Genomic DNA, 15,638 nt, shown 5'->3' with positions numbered 1-15,638 from the left:
TCTGCGCTCGGGAGCGCGGTCGCCCACGACGCGGCGTCACCGCCGAGCCAGGCCGAGCAGATGGCCGACCGCCGGCGCGACCAGTCGCTCGGCGCCGGTCCGGGCGGCGTTCTCGCTGCCGGGCAGGCAAAAGACCAGTCGGTCCGCGACGACGCCCGCGGTGGCACGGGAGGCCATCGCCATCGGGCCGACCTCCTCGTACGAGAGATAGCGGAACAGCTCCCCGAAACCAGGTATCTCGCGGTCGAACAGCGGGGCGAGGGCGTCGACGGTCACGTCGTCGGGGGTGAGGCCGGTCCCGCCGGTGGTCACCACCACGTCGGCGCCCGCCGCCAGCGCGTTCGTCACGCCGTCGGCGATGGCGACCCGGTCGTCCGTGACGACCTCGCGGTCGGTCACCTCGTGGCCCGCTTCTGTGAGCGTCGCTTCGATTACGTCGCCGCCAGGATCGTCGTCCAGCGTCCGCGAGGAGGAGACGGTGACGATTGCGAGGGAGACGGTGTCTTCGTCGTGGTCGTGGTGGTCGCCATGTGCGTGGTCATCGTGGTCGTGCGTCTCGCCCATACGTGCCATAGCCGCGTGGGCGTCCTAAACAGTCAGGGGTCGCCGCGGCGGGCAGCAGGCGAGGGTTCTATCTGCGAGCGTGGCCCACTCCGGTGTGTGCCGACCGACGAACACTCGACCGCCACCGGCGTCGTCGTCGCCGGCGGCCGCTCGACCCGCTTTGGTGACCGCGAGAAAGCCCTGGCGGACCTGGACGGCCGGCCGCTGCTCGCCCACGTCGCCGCGACGCTCGCCGAACTGGCTGACACCGTCGTCGTCAACTGTCGTCCGGACCAGCGGCCCGACTTCGTCGACGCGCTATCTGGTCTCGACGCGGATATCGCCTGGGCGCTCGACGAGCGGCCCGACGAGGGGCCACTGGCGGGGCTGGCGACCGCACTCGCCGCCGTCGGGACCGACCACGCAGTCGTGCTTGGCTGTGACATGCCGCTTTCCGGCGCGGCGGCCCTGGAGGCGCTTCGGGACGAACTCGGCGACAGCGACGCCGTAGTCCCACGGACCGAGGGGGGGCCGGAACCGCTGCACGCGGTGTATCGGGTGGAGCCGACTCTGGCGGTGGCGCGGTCAACACTGGACGACGGCGAGCGGAGCCTGCGGGCGTTGCTGGACCGTCTCGCCGTCGAGTACGTCGAGAGCGTCCCGACACAGTCGCTCACCAGCGTCGATACGCGGGCACGACTGGACGAGTTAGAGAGGGCGGAGACAGACGCGAACTGACGGTTACTCGGCGAGGATGTGCGCCGGCAGGTCGTCCCGGATGATGGTGTCGCAGTACTCACAGCGCACGCCGTCGTCGACGACGGCAAAGCGGGACTGAACCGGTTCGTCCTCCGTCGAGATGCAGTTGTGGTTCGGGCATTCGAGGACCCCTTCGACCATCGAGGGGCGCTCGACGCGGGCCTTCTCGACCACCTCGAACTCGCGGACGATGTTGATGGAGGCGGCGGGCGCGATGAGCGACAACACGTCGACCTCGTCCTGTGAGAGCTCGCGGCCCTCGACTTTCACGATGTCTTTCTTGCCCAGGCGGTCGGACGGCATGTTCATGGCGACCGAGACCGAGTCGCCGCTGGTGCCGTCGATGCCCAGGATGGCGAGGACGTTCAGCGCCTGACCGCCGGTGATGTGGTCGATGACGGTGCCGTTGCGAATCTTCGAGACGCGGAGTTTCCGGTCGTCGGTCATTGGTGGGCCTCCAGGAGCAGGTCGAGCAGCGCCATCCTGACGGGGACGCCGTTGTGGGCCTGCTCGAAGTAGGTCGCGTAGTCGGTGTCGTCGACGTCGTGTGCGATTTCGTCCACGCGGGGGAGCGGGTGCATCACGGTCAGGTCGTCTTTCGCCGCTTCGAGGGTCTCGGTGTCTATCTGGTACTGGCCGGCGACGGCGCGGTACTCGCTCTCGTCGGGGAACCGCTCGCGCTGGATGCGGGTGACGTACAGCACGTCGAGTTCTGGGAGAATCTCTTCCAGAGCGGTGTGTTCGCGCACTTCGGCCCCCTCCTGGTGGAGGTCGTACCGCACCGACCGAGGCAGTTGCAGGGACTCGGGGCTGATGAAGTGCTGGTGGGCGTCGACGTTCGTCAGCGCGTGGGCCAGCGAGTGGACGGTGCGGCCGTACTTCAGGTCGCCCATGATGCCGATAGTCAAATCGTCGAAGCCGGCGTTCTCGCGGATGGTGTAGAGGTCGAGCAGCGTCTGGGTCGGGTGCTGGCCGGCGCCGTCGCCGGCGTTCACGAGGGGGACGTCGACGAACTCGCTGGCCATCTTCGCCGACCCCTCCATCGGGTGGCGAAGCACCAGGGCGTCGGCGTACCCCTCGACGACGCGGACGGTGTCGGCCAGCGACTCCCCCTTCTTGACGCTCGAGGACTCCACCGAGCCCATGTCGACGATGTCCCCACCCAGGCGCTTCATCGCCGTCGTGAAGCTCATCTTGGTCCGCGTGCTGGGCTCGAAAAAGAGCATGCCCAGCAGCGTGTCGGCGTGCCGGTCGGCGTAGGCCGCCGGGTCCGCCGCGATGTCGGCCGCGTGGTCGAGCACCGCCTCGATGTCGGCCCGCGACAGCTGTTTGGCGCTGATGATGTGGTCGTGCCGCATCTTACTCCCACCCCCGCCCCCCACGCTCTTGAATCTCTCGACACGCCCTAGTTGCAGTCGCTGGGCTGTCGACTGCCGGTTGTTCGAGAGTAGCGATTGCTGGCCGCTGTGTGAGAGCGCTCCCCGCAGTCGCTAGCCAAGCATTCAAAACCCATAGCGAGCACAGACCCGCTATGCTCGCCGTCGCCGGAGGGAAGGGAGGGTGTGGGAAGACGACGACGGCCGTCGGGCTCGCGCGCGGACTGGCCGCGCTGGGGGCGCGACCCCTGGTGGTCGACGCGGACCTCGACATGCCGGACCTCCACCACCGGACCGGCGTCGACCGGGCGCCCGGTATCGCCGCGGCCGTCGACAGCGGAGACCCCCACGCGGTCGCCCAGCGGAGCGGCCGCTTCCCAGAGATAGACGTGCTGCCGTCTGCCGGGGCCGACACGGCGACCGCCGCGGCGCTGTTCGAGCGACTGGGGGGCGGCGGTGGCGAGACGACTCAGGGAGCGCCCGTCGTGCTGGACTGTCCGGCCGGCGCGAGTCCGGACGCCGCGGCGCCGCTGCGGGCGGCCGACCGGACCGTGCTCGTCTCGACGCCCCGGGAGCGGAGCCTTCGCGACGCCGCCAAGACGGCCGCGATGGCGCGCCAACTCGACGCCCCGCCCGCCGCCGTCGTGCTGGTCCGCAGCGACGGCCGCGTCGACCCGAGCGAACTCCTCGGCTGTGACCAGGTCGTCCACGTCCCGGAGCTATCGGAACCTCCACTCGAAACGCAGGAATCGGCCGCGAGACACCGCCAATGTGCCAAATCGCTACCCAAGCGGAATATTTAATCGGGTGGGCCGGGTAGTTTCCCCGTAGCATGGTGAACCGGCTCCGCACGGGCATCGACGTCCTCGACCGGAAGCTCGACGGCGGCATCCCAGCGGGGAGCATCGTCGCGCTGACGGCCCAGCCGGCGAGCCAGGCGGAGCTGTTCCTCTACGAACTCACCGCCACGCGCGGGACGCTGTGGCTCTCGCTGGACCGCACCGCGGAGTCGGTCGTCGCCAGCATCGAGCAGACGCCGGCCAACACCGGCGACCCGACCGTGCGCCACATCTCCGGCGAGGCACCGCTGGACAACGCGGGCAAGCTCGTCTCGGCGCTGCCAGAGACCTCCAACCTCATCGTCGACCCGCTGGACGTGCTGGAAGCCCAGGAGCCCCACTCCCGGTTCCGGGCGTTCATGAACGACCTCCAGAACCACATCGTCAACACGGGGAGTATGGCCATCCTGCACTGTCTCGACGGCCGCGAGGTGCCCCCGCTGCGGGACACCACCGAACACTTCGCCGACGTCGTCTTCCAGCTCAGAACCCGGACGACCGGCGACGAGGTGGAGAACAAGCTGGCGATTCCGAAGTTCCGGGGCGGGCGCGCGCCCAACGACGTCATCAAGCTCGACCTGGTCGAGCAGGTCAGCATCGACACGAGCCGGGATATCGCCTGACATCTCCGGGCCGTATCGCGAACGGACTCCGGCGCCCTAAGTACCATTACACCGCTATTATAACGGACCAGGCCGTGTCAACAGTGTGGCCATTCACGGATTGGACCCCGTCGACAAGGGCATCATCTATCTCCTCCAGGAGAACGCGCGCAGCAACACGACCACGAGCATCGGGGAATCGGTCGGCGTCTCCTCGAGCACGGTGGCGAACCGCATCCAGAAACTCGAATCCCAGGGCGTCATCACCGGCTATCACCCGACCGTGGACTACGAGAAGGCCGGTCTGGAACACCACTTCGTGGTCGTCGGCACCGTGCCCTTCGACGAGCAGGCGGCCATCGTCGACGACATCATGTCGGTAGCCGGCGTCGTGAGCGTGCGCGAACTGCTGAGCAACAGGGGGAACGTCTCCATCGAACTGGTCGAGCATACCCGCGAGAAACTGGAGGAGAGCCTGCGGGAACTGGATCGACTGGGCGTCGACATCGAACGGTTCGAGATACTGAAACGCGAGCGGACGAGACCGTACAACCACTTCGGCCAGAAGTTCATCGACGGGGAGAGCGACTGAATGTTTTCCAGCCGGATTTAAAGTCGCTGCAGTTTTGTCAAATTTGCACGCGGCTTAAATACGGGTAGGACGATACTTTCGCCAATGCGTCAGCCTATCACTACCCCGGACGGCGCGGGGAGTCTCTGTGTCGCCATCGTCGAGACCGTCGCGGACGAGGAGGGTGTCGACCCGACCGAACTCGACGTGCCTCTCAACGACGCGGTCGATGTCGGCGCCCTCGAAGCGTTGTTCGCACCGAGGGCCGACGGCGCGCAACGACGTGGCCGGGTCGCCTTCGACTACTGTGGCTATCGGGTCGTCGTCGACAGCGACCGGCGGGTGTCGGTCGACCCGCTCGACGAGACGACAGTGGACAGGTAGTCACCGCCGCGGCGAGAAACCGCGTCGTTACTCGCCGGCGTTCTCTAGTTCTTCCGCGATTTCCTCGGCGTCGACGTCGGCGTCCTCGAGTTGCTCTTCGAGGCCGCCCAGACCGCCGCCCATCATGCCGGGCATGCCCATGCCGCCGCCGCCGATCTCCTCCTGGACGATGATGCGGTCCACGCCGAGCAGCTGGGTCAGCTGCTGGGCTATCTGCTGTTTGCCCATCATCCACTGCTGGTTCATCGTCAGCTGGGGCGTGGCCTCGATGTAGAGGGTGTCTTTCTCGACCTCGACGGTCTCGTACTCGGGCTCGCTCTCCTCGTCGTCGTCCTCGCTCTCGACGAGCTGCTCTTCCTCGACGGTCTCGTCCTCGAACCAGACGTTAAGCTCGGTGTCGAGCATCAGCGAGAGGATGCCCTGGGCCTTCTCCTCGCGGTCGGTGACCTCGCTTTCGACCTCGTAGTCGTACTCGACGGCCTCGCCGGCCAGCGGGTGGTTGAAGTCCACGCGTGCGCGGCCGCCGATGATGGTCTCGACGCGGCCCTGCTGGCCGTCTATCTGGACCTGGGCGCCGGGGTAGCGGTCGTCCTCGTCTATCTTGTCCTTCGAGACGGTGCGGACCTCGCTCTCGTCGTACTCGCCGAAGGCGTCCTCGGCGGCGACGGTGACGGTGCCCTCGTCACCGACCTCCTTGCCGTAGACGTCCTGCTCGACGTCCGGGAAGATGTGGCCCTCCCCCAGGACGATGGTCCGTGGCCCCCACTCTTGCTGCTCGGTGTCGATGCCCTCGTCGGCAGCGACCTCCTCGTCGGTGGTGTCGACGAGCTGGTCGCCGTCGACGGTTCGCGCCGTGTAGGCGAGCGTGACTACGTCTCCCGACTGGAGTCCGCTCTCGGTCTCTTCGTCGGCCGTCTCTTCCTCGACTGCTTCCTCTGTGTCCTCGGCCTCGGAGTCGTTGCTCATACCCCGATGGACTGCCGTGGCACTCTTAAGAACAACGTTTCGACCTGGCCTACGCCGCGTCGGCGTACTCGGCGAGAAAGGCGTCGAGTTTCGCGCGGTCGATGTTGCGGCCCGAGACCGGGAGCACGACGGTCTCGCCGGCGATATCGTCCGCCTCGAGCGCGGCGGCGACGGCCGTCCCGCAGGCGCCTTCCATGACGATGCGCTCCTCGGTGAACAGCCGGGCGACGGCGTCGCGGATGGCGGCCTCCGAGACGAGTTCGAAGTCCGCCAGTCCATCCCGGAGCAACCCCATGGTGAGGGCGAAGGGGACCCGCGTGGCGACGCCCTCGGCGCTGGTCTCCATCCGGTCGTGTGGCGCCAGCGTGTCCTCGTGGTAGGCCCGATGCATCGCCGGGGCGGCGGCGGACTGGACGCCGATAACGTCGGCGTCGGTCACGGCGCCGACGGTGAGACAGTAGCCGACGGCCGCGGTGCCGCCGCCGACGGGACAGTAGAGGCGGTCCACGTCGGGGAGTTCCTCGACCACCTCCAGTCCGGCGGTGCCGACGCCGGCCAGCAGTTTCGGCTCGTTGCCCGAGTGGACGTAGCGCTTGCCGGTCTCGATAGCGAGCTGTTCGACGTGTTCGCGGGCGGCGTCGTAGTCCGGGCCGTGCTGGCGGACGTCGGCGCCGAGTCGCTCCATGGCCGCGACCTTCCCGGCGTTGGCGCCCTCGGGCACGCCGATGGTGACGGGCACGTCGAACTCTCGCCCCGCCCAGGCGATGGAGAGCCCGTGGTTTCCGGAACTGGCGGTGACGAGCCCCCGGTCGCGGAACTCGTCGTCGAGCGAGGAGACGAGCGTGACGCCCCCGCGGACCTTGAACGCGCCCGTCGGGAGCGTGTCGTCGCGTTTGAGATAGACGTCGGCGGAAAGCGCCGCCGAGAGGTGTTCGCTGCGGACCAGCGGCGTCTCGGGGAGATACCGCGTGACTACCTTCCGGGCCCTGGCCACGTCGGCGGTCGTCGGCGGCGTCAGGTCGTGGTACGGGAAGACGGTCGTGTCGTCGGGGGACTCGACCGGTTCGTAGCGACCGTCCATACACCTCCCCCGGCGGCGAGCACACTAAAAGTCGCGGTCTCGTGCGGGCCAGGTTTTTACGAACAGCGGGCGAACGCCGTGGTATGTCTCCGCACGACACGGACATCGACCTGGAGATAACCGACGGGCTGCCGCCGGACCTCCGAGCGGAGGAGGACGAAGCAGAAGAACAGTCCGACGAGGCGGAGACGGACGGCGACGAGCGGGGCGGCCCCGCCGGCGGCGGCTCCTACGGCGGCGGTGGCGGCGGGTCCTGTGGCGGCGGTGGCAGCGGGGGCTGTAGCGCGGCCGCACCGGGACACGACGAGCGAGCATGACACCGGCTACCCCCCCCAGAGTTGAGCGCCGAGAGCCGCCTCACGGTGCCACAGGGCACGGCCATGGCCGAGTACGGCGACGATATCGTCGTCACCGGGCCGACCGGCACCAGGACCCTCTCGGGCGAGGCGGCGCGGCCGAGCGGCGACCTGCTGGCGGCCAGCGACGGCCGGACCCCCCTGAGCGAGGTGGTCCCGACCATCGGTGACGAAGCGACCACGCTCGCGGTCGCCGAGCGCCTCGTCGCCGCGGGCCTGCTCTACCCGGTCGAACGGCTGTCCGCGTTCGACGTGGACGACGTGCATCGGAGCCTGCTGGAAGGGCTGTTGCTCGAACTCGACGCCGACCGGCGGCCCGGCTTTGCCGACCGGGTGCAGTCACTCACCGTCGGGCGCTACGGCGACGCAGCGACCACCGAGCGACTCGGCGAGTCGCTCGCGGCGCTTGGCTGTACCACGAGCGAGACCGACCCCGACGTGGTGGTGTTCGTCGAGAGCGACGCCGCCGCGGACCGCCAGACCGTCAACCGGGCGTGGCTGGATTCGGAGGCGACACTCGTGCGGGCAGCGGTCCACGGCCCCGAGGTCGAAATCGGTCCGGTGCTCTCGCCGTCGAGCGAATCGTGCCTGGCGTGTCTGACCACTCGGGAGGAACTGAACGACGCCGGCCAACAGCTGTCGTACCGCGCGCTCAATCCGGCGTCGACCTACGAGACGGCGTTTTGCTCGCACGTCCTGACACAGCTGGCGCTCCGGGCGGGACTGGGTCGACTGCCGCCGGAGCTGGTCGGGCGGCTGGTCCGGTTGGACCTCCGAACGCTCGACTACAGCGACGCCCGACTGTTCGGGGTCCCCGGATGCGAGGCCTGTGATGGTGGGAGCTGACCGGGTCGTCCGGGCCGGCCGCGCGCTGGTCGACCCGTCGGTGGGCGTGTTCGAGCGCCTCCGAACTGGCACCGCACCCGCCGACGAACCGCGGCTCCACACCGCCGCTGTCGACCGGTCCCATCCGGGCGCACTGACCGACGGCGTCGCGGTCCCGCCGAGCGAGGGCGGCGCCGCGCTGACCCCCGAGGCGGCTCTGGCGGCGGCCATCGGCGAGGGCGTCGAACGCTACAGCGCGGCCATCTACCGGAACCGGGACCTGCGAGCGGCGACATACGACACCCTCGACGGGGCGGTCGACCCCGCGGACGTGGTGACGTTCGCGCCCGAACAGCGAGCGGCCGGGACCGTCCCGCAGTACGAACCCGGCGACGAACTCCAGTGGGTCGCGGGCGAGCGGCTGGACGACGGCACAGAGGTGCAGGTCCCGGCCCAGCTGGTCTACCTCTCCTACGACATGCGCGACCAGCCGTTCGTCCGCGCCCCTATCAGCACCGGTCTGGCCGCCGGGTTCGAGCTGGCGGGAGCCGTCCGCCGCGGCCTGCTGGAGGTCGTCGAACGGGACGCGTTCGTGCTGTACTATCTCACCGAGAGCCCGCTACCGACGATACGGGTCCCGGAGCGCGAGGGGTCAGTTGGGACGCTGTGTGACCGCCTCGACCGGGCCGGTATCGACTGGTATCTGCTCGACGCTCGCACCGACCTCGGGGTGCCGGTGGTCGTCGCGGTCCTGGTCGACCGCCACGCCACCCCCGAGGTATCCGTCGCCGCGGCCGCTGCCGCCGACGCGCGCGGGGCGGCCCAGTCGGCGCTCGAAGAGGCGATACAGACGCGGCTCTACCAGCGTCACCTGCGCGCCCGGTCGGGCGCGCGACCGTCGCTCTCGGCCCTGTCCCCCGACGAGGTCGGTCGCGAGGAGCGACTGCTGGCGTGGGGCGAGCGGGGCGCGGCGGCCGAACTCGGCTTCTGGACGGACCGGGACCCGGCCACGACGCTGGCCGACGTGGCCGCCGAGACGGCCGCCCTCGACGCGAGCGACGTGGTCCCGACCGTCACCGAGACGTGGGACGTTTACACAGTCGACGTGACGACGCGGGACGTGGCGTCGGCCGGCTTCACCGTCGTCCGCGTGCTCGCGCCGGCCGCCCAGCCGCTGTACCTCCACGGCGCCCACCGCTACTGGGGTGGCGACCGGCTCGCGACGGTGCCGGTGTCCCGTGGATACGTCGCCTCCCCGCCGACACCGACCGACCTGAACGACTGCCCGCACCCGTTCCCATGAGACGACACACCGAGGGGCTGTTGCCGCTGTATCGGCTGTACCACCGGAACCAGTACGACCTCGTCGACCCGGCCGTGACCGTCGACGGGGACCGGGACTGGCCGACCGGCGAGTATCGGGAGTTCACGCGACTGCCCGCCGAGACGCCGTCGGAGTCGTTCGACCCCGACGACAGCGCGTTCCTGCGACGGCTCCGCTCGCGGTCGTCGTTCGACGACGCCACCGAACCGCGGCCGGTGAGTCGGGACGAACTGTTCGCCGTCCTTGCCAGTGCATACCGGGTTACCCCGGAGACGGGGACCCGACCCGTCGCCTCCGCGGGTCAGCTGTACCCCCTCGAACTCTACCCGCTCGTCCTCGACGCCGTGGATATCGACGCCGGGCTCTACCACTACAACCCGGCGGCGAACACGCTGGAGCGGCCGGCCGACCCCGACTACGTCGCCGACCGGTTCGGCCCGCTCGACCGCTTCGTCGCCGACGAGTGGACGCATCTCGGCGCCGACCACGGCGTCAGCGTCATGCTCCTCGTCGCTGGCCTCCCGTCACGGTCGACGGTGAAGTACGGCGAGCGTGGATATCTGTTCACGCTCGTCGAGGCCGGCGCGGTGATACACGCGGTCCAGCTCGCCGCCGGGCACCTGGGTATCGGTTCGCGGCCGTACGCCGGCTTTCGCTACGACGCCGTCGACGAACTGCTCGGGCTCGCGGACGAGTCGGACGAGTGGGCGCTCGTGAGCGTCGCGCTCGCCGGCCCCTGAGACGGAAGCGAAAACGCCCCGTGGCCCGTGGCAGGTGCAGGCACAACATAGCCCTCGCTGGACGGCGTGCCTTCCGGTGGGGCGTTCGGTGGCCCCAGCGGCAAGACACGACAGCAACCATGCCACATCACAATCAGAACCAGGGTCAGCAGCATCGTCAGCAGGGGTACGGTCAGCAGAGCCAGCAGTACGGCCAACAGCCCCAGCAGCAGGGCCAGCAGCCCCAGCAGCAGGGCCAGCAGTTCGGCCAGCAGCCCCAGCAGCAGGGCCAACAGCACGGTCAGCAGACCGGGAAGCAGCGACCACAGCAGACGCCCCGACAGGAGGCGGGGTATCTCTCCCAGCAGCAACAGCCCAGCGGCCAGCAGGCCGGCTGGCCGGGCAAACAGGGCCGCGGTGCCGACCAAGGCGCGGCCGACCAGCGCCACTCCCAGCAGTTCCGACAGGAGCACCGCCAGCAGACCCAGCACCAGCCTCGCGGCCAGCACGGCCAGTTCGTCTCGCAGGGCGGCCACCAGCAGGGGATGGGCGGTCAGCAGCAGACCGGACAGCAGCCCCAGCAGTACGGGCAACAGCAGAGTCAGCAGCCCCAGCAGTACGGGCAACAGCAGGGGCACCCACAACAGCAGCAGAGCCAGCAGCCCCAGCAGCAGGGCCAGCCCGCCGACCAGCGCCACTCCCAGCAGTTCCGACAGGAACACCGCCAGCAGGCCCAGCACCAGCCACGCGGCGAACACGGCCAGTTCGTCTCACAGGGCGGCCACCAGCAGGGCCAGCAGTACGGCCAGCAGCAAGGGATGGGCAGTCAGCAGGGCCAGCACGCACAGCAACACGGCGGCCAGCAGTTCGGCGGCCAGCAGGGGCGGAGCATCGGCGGCCAGCACTCCGCACACTCCCAGCAGCGCGACCAGCAGGGCCAGTTCACCGGCCACCAGGGTAACCAGCAGCACGGCCAGCAGCAGGGCCACCAGGGCCAGCAGTTCGGCGGCCAGCAACAGAGCCACCAGGGCCAGCAGTTCGGCGGCCAGCAGGGACGGAGCATCGGCGGCCAGCACTCCGCACACTCCCAGCAGCGCGACCAGCAGGGCCAGTTCACCGGCCACCAGGGTAACCAACAGCAGAGCCACCAGCAGCCCCGCGGCGCACAGCACGGCCGCCAGCAGCTCCAGCAGCACGAACAGCGAGAGCAGGAGAGCCAGCGCGACGAAGGGCAAGGGTCCCAGCAGGGGAACACCCAGGGACTGACCCAGGAGGCCCGCTCGCGCGGCGGCCAGCACTCCGCAGAGGAGCAGGACCGGGACGAGCAGGGCCACTTCACCGGCAAGGACTGACGGCCCCGTCCCAGTCCGGACCGCAGCGGTAGCAGCGCGATAGCACCGTTTTTTCAGCCCGCGTCACGACGGGGGTCGCATGTACGAAGTCGAAGTGAAAGTCGCCGCCGACCTCGACGCGGTCGCACAGCGCCTCGACGAACTGGGCGCCACACAGACGGGTGACGTCGTGCAGGTCGACACCTACTACGACGCGCCACACCGGGACTTTGCCGAAACCGACGAGGCGCTGCGGGTGCGCCGCGAGACCCGCGAGGGCGACACCGAGGTCCGCATCACGTACAAGGGCCCGCTCGTCGAGGCGGCGTCGAAGACCCGCGAGGAAGCGGAGACGGCCGTCGCGGACGGCGAGACGGCCCACAGTATCTTCGAGAACCTGGGCTTTTCGCCGGCCGCCACGGTCGAGAAAGAGCGGCGGTTCTACCGCTACGAGGGATACACGGTGACGCTCGACGACGTTTCGGGGGTCGGCGAGTTCGTCGAGGTGGAGACCGAGACCGACGAAGACGGCGTCGAGGCCGCTCGCGAGGGCGCCTTCGAGGTGCTTCAGGAGTTGGGGCTGGACCCCGAGGACCAGACCCGCACGTCGTATCTCGGCTTGCTGCTCGAAGATTCCTCGTAGTAATCTTTGCGTGCCGAGCGGTTCCCGTAAGTTATAGAAGCGGCCACAGCAAAGGGCGACCAATGACCGAGCGGAACATCCACGTCGCGCCCGAGAGCGGACTCGCGGTCGAGGAACAGAACGTCGAAATCGTCGAGCGAAAGGGTATCGGCCACCCCGACTCCATCTGTGACGGCGTCGCCGAGAGCGTCTCCCGCGCGCTCGCACAGACGTACATCGACCGCTTCGGAAAGGTGTTACACTACAACACCGACGAGACACAGCTCGTGGCCGGGACGGCGGCGCCGGCCTACGGCGGCGGCGAGGTGCTCGAACCCATCTATCTGCTCGTGGTCGGCCGCGCGACGAAGGCCTACGACGGCGAGCGCATCCCCGCCGAGACCATCGCGTTGCGGGCCGCCCGCGACTACCTCGGCGAGAACTTCCCGCATCTGGACCTCGGGACGGACATCGTGGTCGACGTGGAGTTCGGCGAGGGGTCGGGCGACCTCCAGACGGTCTTCGGCGAGGAGGAGACCGTCCCGAACGCCAACGACACCAGCTACGGGGTCGGCCACGCGCCCCTCTCCGAGACCGAGCAGATAGTCTACAACACCGAGCGGTCGCTCACCGGCGAGTACGCCGCCGACAACCCCGTCGTCGGCCAGGACGTGAAGGTGATGGGCAAGCGCGAGGGCGACCACATCGACGTGACCGTCGCCGTCGCGATGGTCGACGAGCACGTCGCGGACCTCGACGCGTACAGAGCGGCCGTCGAGGACGTCCGCACACACGTCGATGCGCTGGCGGCGGAGTACACCGACCGCGACGTGAGCGTCCACGTCAACACCGCCGACGACTACGACGAGGAGTCCATCTACCTCACCGTGACCGGGACGAGCGCCGAGCAGGGCGACGACGGCTCCGTCGGCCGAGGGAACCGCGCCAACGGGCTCATCACGCCGAACCGCCCGATGAGCATGGAAGCCACGTCGGGGAAGAACCCCGTCAACCACATCGGGAAGATATACAACCTGCTCTCGACGGCGACGGCGAAGTCGGTCGTCACAGAGGTCGACGGCATCCGCCAGATTCAGATTCGCCTGCTCTCACAGATCGGCTCGCCCATCGACCAGCCCCACGTCGCCGACGCGATGGTCGTCACCGAGGACGGCGTCGCCGTCGGCGACATCGAGGACGAGGTCCGGGCCGCCATCGACGCCCAGTTGGCCGACGTGACCGACGTCACCCGCAAGGTCATCGAGGGCGACCTCTCGACGTTCTGAGCCGGTCTCGCCGTCGTGGTTTTCATCCGTGATAGCCTCACACATGGGTTTATTACTACCAACTATAACTTAGCTGCATGGAACTGTCACGGCGGCAGATGTTACGCGCCGGCCTGGCGGCCAGCGCGCTGGGAATCTCGGGGTGTTCCTCGGACAGTAACGACCAGTCGACCGGCACCGGTGGGGCGTCGACTCCGACACAGACGGCGACGGCCACGTCGACACAGAGCCAGTCACAGCAACAGCAAAACAGGGCCTGTGGACCGGCCGTCGACGTCTCGGGCTCGATAACCCAGGACACGACGTGGGACTGCCGGTACCGGATGACCGGCGACGTGACCGTCACGAACGGCGCGACGCTGTTCGTCACCGGCGCGCTGGTCGAGGCGGAACAGGACACGATACTCTCGGTCGAGGACGGGACGCTCGTCACCGACGGCACACAGCAGGAGCCCCCCGAGTTTCGCAGCGTGGAGGGCGACCCCGGTAGCTGGAAGGGTATCGAGATAACCGCCGACAGCACCGACTCGTCGCTGCGAAACGCCGTCGTCCGCGACGGCGGCGCGAGCGGCTGGGCCAACGTCTACGTCCAGAACGGAGCCGCGGTGTCGTTCAACGGCTGCCTGTTCGACAGGTCCGCGACCTACGGCATCGACGCGGAGGAAAACACCACGCTCCAGCGGTTCAGGAACTGCTCGTTCCGCGACAACCAGACGCGAGCGATGCGGGTTCCCGCGACGGTCCTGGGCAGTCTCGACACGGCGACCGCGTACGACAACACCACTGAACCGGGCGGTGTCGACGTCCGGAACGAGACCGTCACCAGTGACACAATCTGGCTGGACATCGGCGAGAACTACTACTTCCCAAGCGGTGTGGCGATAGAGGCCGAGGTGGTTATCCGCGAGGGAGCCGACCTCCGCTTCGGTCAGGACACTCGGTTCAGCGTCGAAACGGGCGGGTTGCTCAGAGCCGAAGGCAGTTCGGGCAGCCAGGTCACCTTCACCGGCGAACAGACCAACACGCCGGGATACTGGCACGGTATCGAAATCGTCTCCGACAACCGGAACAACCTCTCATACGCCACTGTCGTCGACGGCGGTGGCGACGGCTGGGCGAACGTCTACGTCCAGAACGGCGGGCGTGTCAGCATCGACAACTGCACGCTCAGAGCCTCGGAGACCTACGGACTCCACGCGGAGGCCAACACCACGCTGGAGTCGTTCACGGGCAACGACGTGTGGGCGGGCGGGACGGGGTCGATGTACATTCCGCTTGCGAACCTCGACGACATCGACGCCGACACGACGTTCACCGGGTCGGGCGACCAGACGCGGGTCGAGGTCACCGCCGAGACCGTCCCGCGCCAGACGACCTGGCCCGCGCTGGACACCACGGTACACTTCACGGAGAGTTGCAGTATCGACGCCCCGGTCACGGTGGACCCGGGCGCGTCCTTTACCTTCGCACAGGGCTCGCTTCTCAGTGTGGAGCAGGGCGGGAGCCTCAACGCGGTCGGCACCGCCAACGACCCGATAACGTTCGAAGGGGAGACGGACGTGTCGGGCTTCTGGGGCGGTATCGAGGTCGTCTCGCTCGAACCCGACAACGTCTTCGACCACTGTGAGATCGCCAACGGCGGCAGCGGAGGCTGGGCCAACGTCTACATCCAGGACTCGGGCATGGCGACGGTCCGGAACTCCACGCTCCGGGATAGTTCGACGTACGCCATCTACGTCGAGGACGGCGGTCGGCTCACGCGGTCGAACAACACCTTCTCGGGGAACGCCAGCGGTCAGGTCTCGCCGTAGGCCGCGCCGTCGTGCGCTTCCGGCGACGACGCCCCGCTCATGAACGGCGGGCCGAACCGCTCGACAGGCCGACCGTACCGAGCGTCGGACCGCCAGTCCCGCGGGAGCGAGCGGACGACTGCCGCGGTGACGCCAGCGCGCATCGGTTCCGGGCCCGATAAGCCACCCCACAGCGGCGTGTGCCAACACATAACTAACTCGGCGCGGGACCGACTGTCCGCCGTGGAACACAGCCGCCGGGCT

General features: G+C 68.7%; 19 protein-coding genes. 13 read left to right on the top strand and 6 right to left on the bottom strand.

The annotated features are described in order from the left end of the window. Window positions 1–36: 36 nt before the first annotated feature. On the bottom strand, window positions 37–564 hold the full coding sequence (locus NDI86_RS04920) for a MogA/MoaB family molybdenum cofactor biosynthesis protein (protein WP_310899287.1): 528 nt from the start codon (window positions 562–564) through the stop codon (window positions 37–39). Window positions 565–660: 96 nt separating this feature from the next. Between NDI86_RS04920 and mobA the strand changes: the two genes are divergently transcribed. Continuing rightward, window positions 661–1,281 (top strand): molybdenum cofactor guanylyltransferase, encoded by a 621-nt coding sequence (mobA, locus tag NDI86_RS04915; protein ID WP_310899286.1) that lies wholly within the window; start codon window positions 661–663, stop codon window positions 1,279–1,281. Between the two features lie 3 nt (window positions 1,282–1,284). Here mobA and pyrI read toward each other — a convergent pair whose 3' ends face one another. Next, the gene (gene pyrI, locus NDI86_RS04910) at window positions 1,285–1,749 is read right to left on the bottom strand and encodes an aspartate carbamoyltransferase regulatory subunit (protein WP_310899285.1); all 465 of its coding nucleotides are present in this window, start codon (window positions 1,747–1,749) and stop codon (window positions 1,285–1,287) included. Then, window positions 1,746–2,660 carry an aspartate carbamoyltransferase gene (gene pyrB / locus NDI86_RS04905; RefSeq protein ID WP_310899284.1) on the bottom strand — a complete coding sequence of 305 codons (915 nt, stop codon included), beginning with the start codon at window positions 2,658–2,660 and terminating at the stop codon, window positions 1,746–1,748. The genes pyrI and pyrB overlap by 4 nt, the downstream gene beginning before the upstream one ends. A gap of 173 nt (window positions 2,661–2,833) precedes the next feature. On the opposite strand from pyrB, the gene NDI86_RS04900 reads away from it, so the two are divergent. From NDI86_RS04900 to NDI86_RS04885, 4 genes are all read left to right on the top strand, one after another. Continuing rightward, window positions 2,834–3,481 carry a MinD/ParA family ATP-binding protein gene (locus tag NDI86_RS04900; protein WP_310899283.1) on the top strand — a complete coding sequence of 216 codons (648 nt, stop codon included), beginning with the start codon at window positions 2,834–2,836 and terminating at the stop codon, window positions 3,479–3,481. A 29-nt stretch (window positions 3,482–3,510) separates the two neighbouring features. After that, on the top strand, window positions 3,511–4,140 hold the full coding sequence (locus tag NDI86_RS04895) for an RAD55 family ATPase (RefSeq protein ID WP_310899282.1): 630 nt from the start codon (window positions 3,511–3,513) through the stop codon (window positions 4,138–4,140). Window positions 4,141–4,225: 85 nt separating this feature from the next. After that, window positions 4,226–4,711, top strand: coding sequence for an Lrp/AsnC family transcriptional regulator (locus NDI86_RS04890; RefSeq protein ID WP_310899281.1), 486 nt, complete (start codon window positions 4,226–4,228; stop codon window positions 4,709–4,711). Window positions 4,712–4,795: 84 nt separating this feature from the next. Continuing rightward, complete coding sequence (locus tag NDI86_RS04885) at window positions 4,796–5,074, top strand: HalOD1 output domain-containing protein (RefSeq protein ID WP_310899280.1); 279 nt, start codon at window positions 4,796–4,798, stop codon at window positions 5,072–5,074. Between the two features lie 27 nt (window positions 5,075–5,101). On the opposite strand, the gene NDI86_RS04880 is transcribed toward NDI86_RS04885, so the two are convergent. Together NDI86_RS04880 and NDI86_RS04875 are read right to left on the bottom strand one after the other, a co-directional pair. Beyond that, on the bottom strand, window positions 5,102–6,040 hold the full coding sequence (locus tag NDI86_RS04880) for an FKBP-type peptidyl-prolyl cis-trans isomerase (protein ID WP_310899279.1): 939 nt from the start codon (window positions 6,038–6,040) through the stop codon (window positions 5,102–5,104). A 49-nt stretch (window positions 6,041–6,089) separates the two neighbouring features. After that, a complete protein-coding gene (locus NDI86_RS04875; protein ID WP_310899278.1) occupies window positions 6,090–7,121 on the bottom strand; it encodes a threonine ammonia-lyase in 1,032 nt (343 codons plus the stop codon). Between the two features lie 83 nt (window positions 7,122–7,204). Here NDI86_RS04875 and NDI86_RS04870 point away from each other — a divergent pair, with 83 nt between their 5' ends. From NDI86_RS04870 to NDI86_RS04835, 8 genes are all read left to right on the top strand, one after another. Further along, window positions 7,205–7,438: a hypothetical protein gene (locus NDI86_RS04870; RefSeq protein ID WP_310899277.1), complete on the top strand. Its 234-nt coding sequence runs from the start codon at window positions 7,205–7,207 to the stop codon at window positions 7,436–7,438. Between the two features lie 45 nt (window positions 7,439–7,483). Beyond that, the gene (locus NDI86_RS04865; protein ID WP_310899276.1) at window positions 7,484–8,323 is read left to right on the top strand and encodes a TOMM precursor leader peptide-binding protein; all 840 of its coding nucleotides are present in this window, start codon (window positions 7,484–7,486) and stop codon (window positions 8,321–8,323) included. Beyond that, a complete protein-coding gene (locus NDI86_RS04860) occupies window positions 8,310–9,605 on the top strand; it encodes a YcaO-like family protein (RefSeq protein WP_310899275.1) in 1,296 nt (431 codons plus the stop codon). The genes NDI86_RS04865 and NDI86_RS04860 overlap by 14 nt, the downstream gene beginning before the upstream one ends. Next, window positions 9,602–10,366 carry a SagB/ThcOx family dehydrogenase gene (locus NDI86_RS04855; protein WP_310899274.1) on the top strand — a complete coding sequence of 255 codons (765 nt, stop codon included), beginning with the start codon at window positions 9,602–9,604 and terminating at the stop codon, window positions 10,364–10,366. Before NDI86_RS04860 ends, NDI86_RS04855 begins: the two co-directional genes overlap by 4 nt. A 119-nt stretch (window positions 10,367–10,485) precedes the next feature. Then, complete coding sequence (locus NDI86_RS04850) at window positions 10,486–11,697, top strand: hypothetical protein (protein WP_310899273.1); 1,212 nt, start codon at window positions 10,486–10,488, stop codon at window positions 11,695–11,697. A 79-nt stretch (window positions 11,698–11,776) separates the two neighbouring features. Then, window positions 11,777–12,319, top strand: a complete 543-nt coding sequence (cyaB, locus tag NDI86_RS04845) for a class IV adenylate cyclase (RefSeq protein ID WP_310899271.1) — start codon at window positions 11,777–11,779, stop codon at window positions 12,317–12,319. A 62-nt stretch (window positions 12,320–12,381) separates the two neighbouring features. Next, the gene (locus tag NDI86_RS04840; protein ID WP_310899270.1) at window positions 12,382–13,584 is read left to right on the top strand and encodes a methionine adenosyltransferase; all 1,203 of its coding nucleotides are present in this window, start codon (window positions 12,382–12,384) and stop codon (window positions 13,582–13,584) included. 77 nt (window positions 13,585–13,661) lie between these two features. Beyond that, the gene (locus tag NDI86_RS04835; RefSeq protein ID WP_310899269.1) at window positions 13,662–15,395 is read left to right on the top strand and encodes a right-handed parallel beta-helix repeat-containing protein; all 1,734 of its coding nucleotides are present in this window, start codon (window positions 13,662–13,664) and stop codon (window positions 15,393–15,395) included. Here NDI86_RS04835 and NDI86_RS04830 read toward each other — a convergent pair. Further along, the gene (locus tag NDI86_RS04830; RefSeq protein WP_310899268.1) at window positions 15,380–15,538 is read right to left on the bottom strand and encodes a hypothetical protein; all 159 of its coding nucleotides are present in this window, start codon (window positions 15,536–15,538) and stop codon (window positions 15,380–15,382) included. The genes NDI86_RS04835 and NDI86_RS04830 overlap by 16 nt on opposite strands. Between the last annotated feature and the right edge of the window lie 100 nt (window positions 15,539–15,638).

The sequence above is a fragment of the Haloarcula onubensis genome, assembly GCF_031624605.1.
GTDB lineage: Archaea > Halobacteriota > Halobacteria > Halobacteriales > Haloarculaceae > Haloarcula > Haloarcula onubensis.
The sequence above is the reverse complement of the archived record's forward strand: the minus strand, read 5'-3'. Positions and strand labels throughout refer to the sequence as shown.

Excerpts from the sequence above, each read along its gene's own strand:
- NDI86_RS04900 (WP_310899283.1), top strand. The coding sequence starts at position 2,834 with ATGCTCGCCGTCGCCGGAGGGAAGGGAGGGTGTGGGAAGACGACGACG.
- pyrI (WP_310899285.1), bottom strand. The coding sequence starts at position 1,749 with ATGACCGACGACCGGAAACTCCGCGTCTCGAAGATTCGCAACGGCACC.
- NDI86_RS04860 (WP_310899275.1), top strand. The coding sequence starts at position 8,310 with ATGGTGGGAGCTGACCGGGTCGTCCGGGCCGGCCGCGCGCTGGTCGAC.
- NDI86_RS04880 (WP_310899279.1), bottom strand. The coding sequence starts at position 6,040 with ATGAGCAACGACTCCGAGGCCGAGGACACAGAGGAAGCAGTCGAGGAA.
- cyaB (WP_310899271.1), top strand. The coding sequence starts at position 11,777 with ATGTACGAAGTCGAAGTGAAAGTCGCCGCCGACCTCGACGCGGTCGCA.
- NDI86_RS04855 (WP_310899274.1), top strand. The coding sequence starts at position 9,602 with ATGAGACGACACACCGAGGGGCTGTTGCCGCTGTATCGGCTGTACCAC.
- NDI86_RS04870 (WP_310899277.1), top strand. The coding sequence starts at position 7,205 with ATGTCTCCGCACGACACGGACATCGACCTGGAGATAACCGACGGGCTG.
- pyrB (WP_310899284.1), bottom strand. The coding sequence starts at position 2,660 with ATGCGGCACGACCACATCATCAGCGCCAAACAGCTGTCGCGGGCCGAC.
- NDI86_RS04850 (WP_310899273.1), top strand. The coding sequence starts at position 10,486 with ATGCCACATCACAATCAGAACCAGGGTCAGCAGCATCGTCAGCAGGGG.
- NDI86_RS04920 (WP_310899287.1), bottom strand. The coding sequence starts at position 564 with ATGGGCGAGACGCACGACCACGATGACCACGCACATGGCGACCACCAC.
- NDI86_RS04835 (WP_310899269.1), top strand. The coding sequence starts at position 13,662 with ATGGAACTGTCACGGCGGCAGATGTTACGCGCCGGCCTGGCGGCCAGC.
- NDI86_RS04895 (WP_310899282.1), top strand. The coding sequence starts at position 3,511 with ATGGTGAACCGGCTCCGCACGGGCATCGACGTCCTCGACCGGAAGCTC.
- NDI86_RS04840 (WP_310899270.1), top strand. The coding sequence starts at position 12,382 with ATGACCGAGCGGAACATCCACGTCGCGCCCGAGAGCGGACTCGCGGTC.
- NDI86_RS04830 (WP_310899268.1), bottom strand. The coding sequence starts at position 15,538 with ATGCGCGCTGGCGTCACCGCGGCAGTCGTCCGCTCGCTCCCGCGGGAC.
- NDI86_RS04885 (WP_310899280.1), top strand. The coding sequence starts at position 4,796 with ATGCGTCAGCCTATCACTACCCCGGACGGCGCGGGGAGTCTCTGTGTC.
- NDI86_RS04875 (WP_310899278.1), bottom strand. The coding sequence starts at position 7,121 with ATGGACGGTCGCTACGAACCGGTCGAGTCCCCCGACGACACGACCGTC.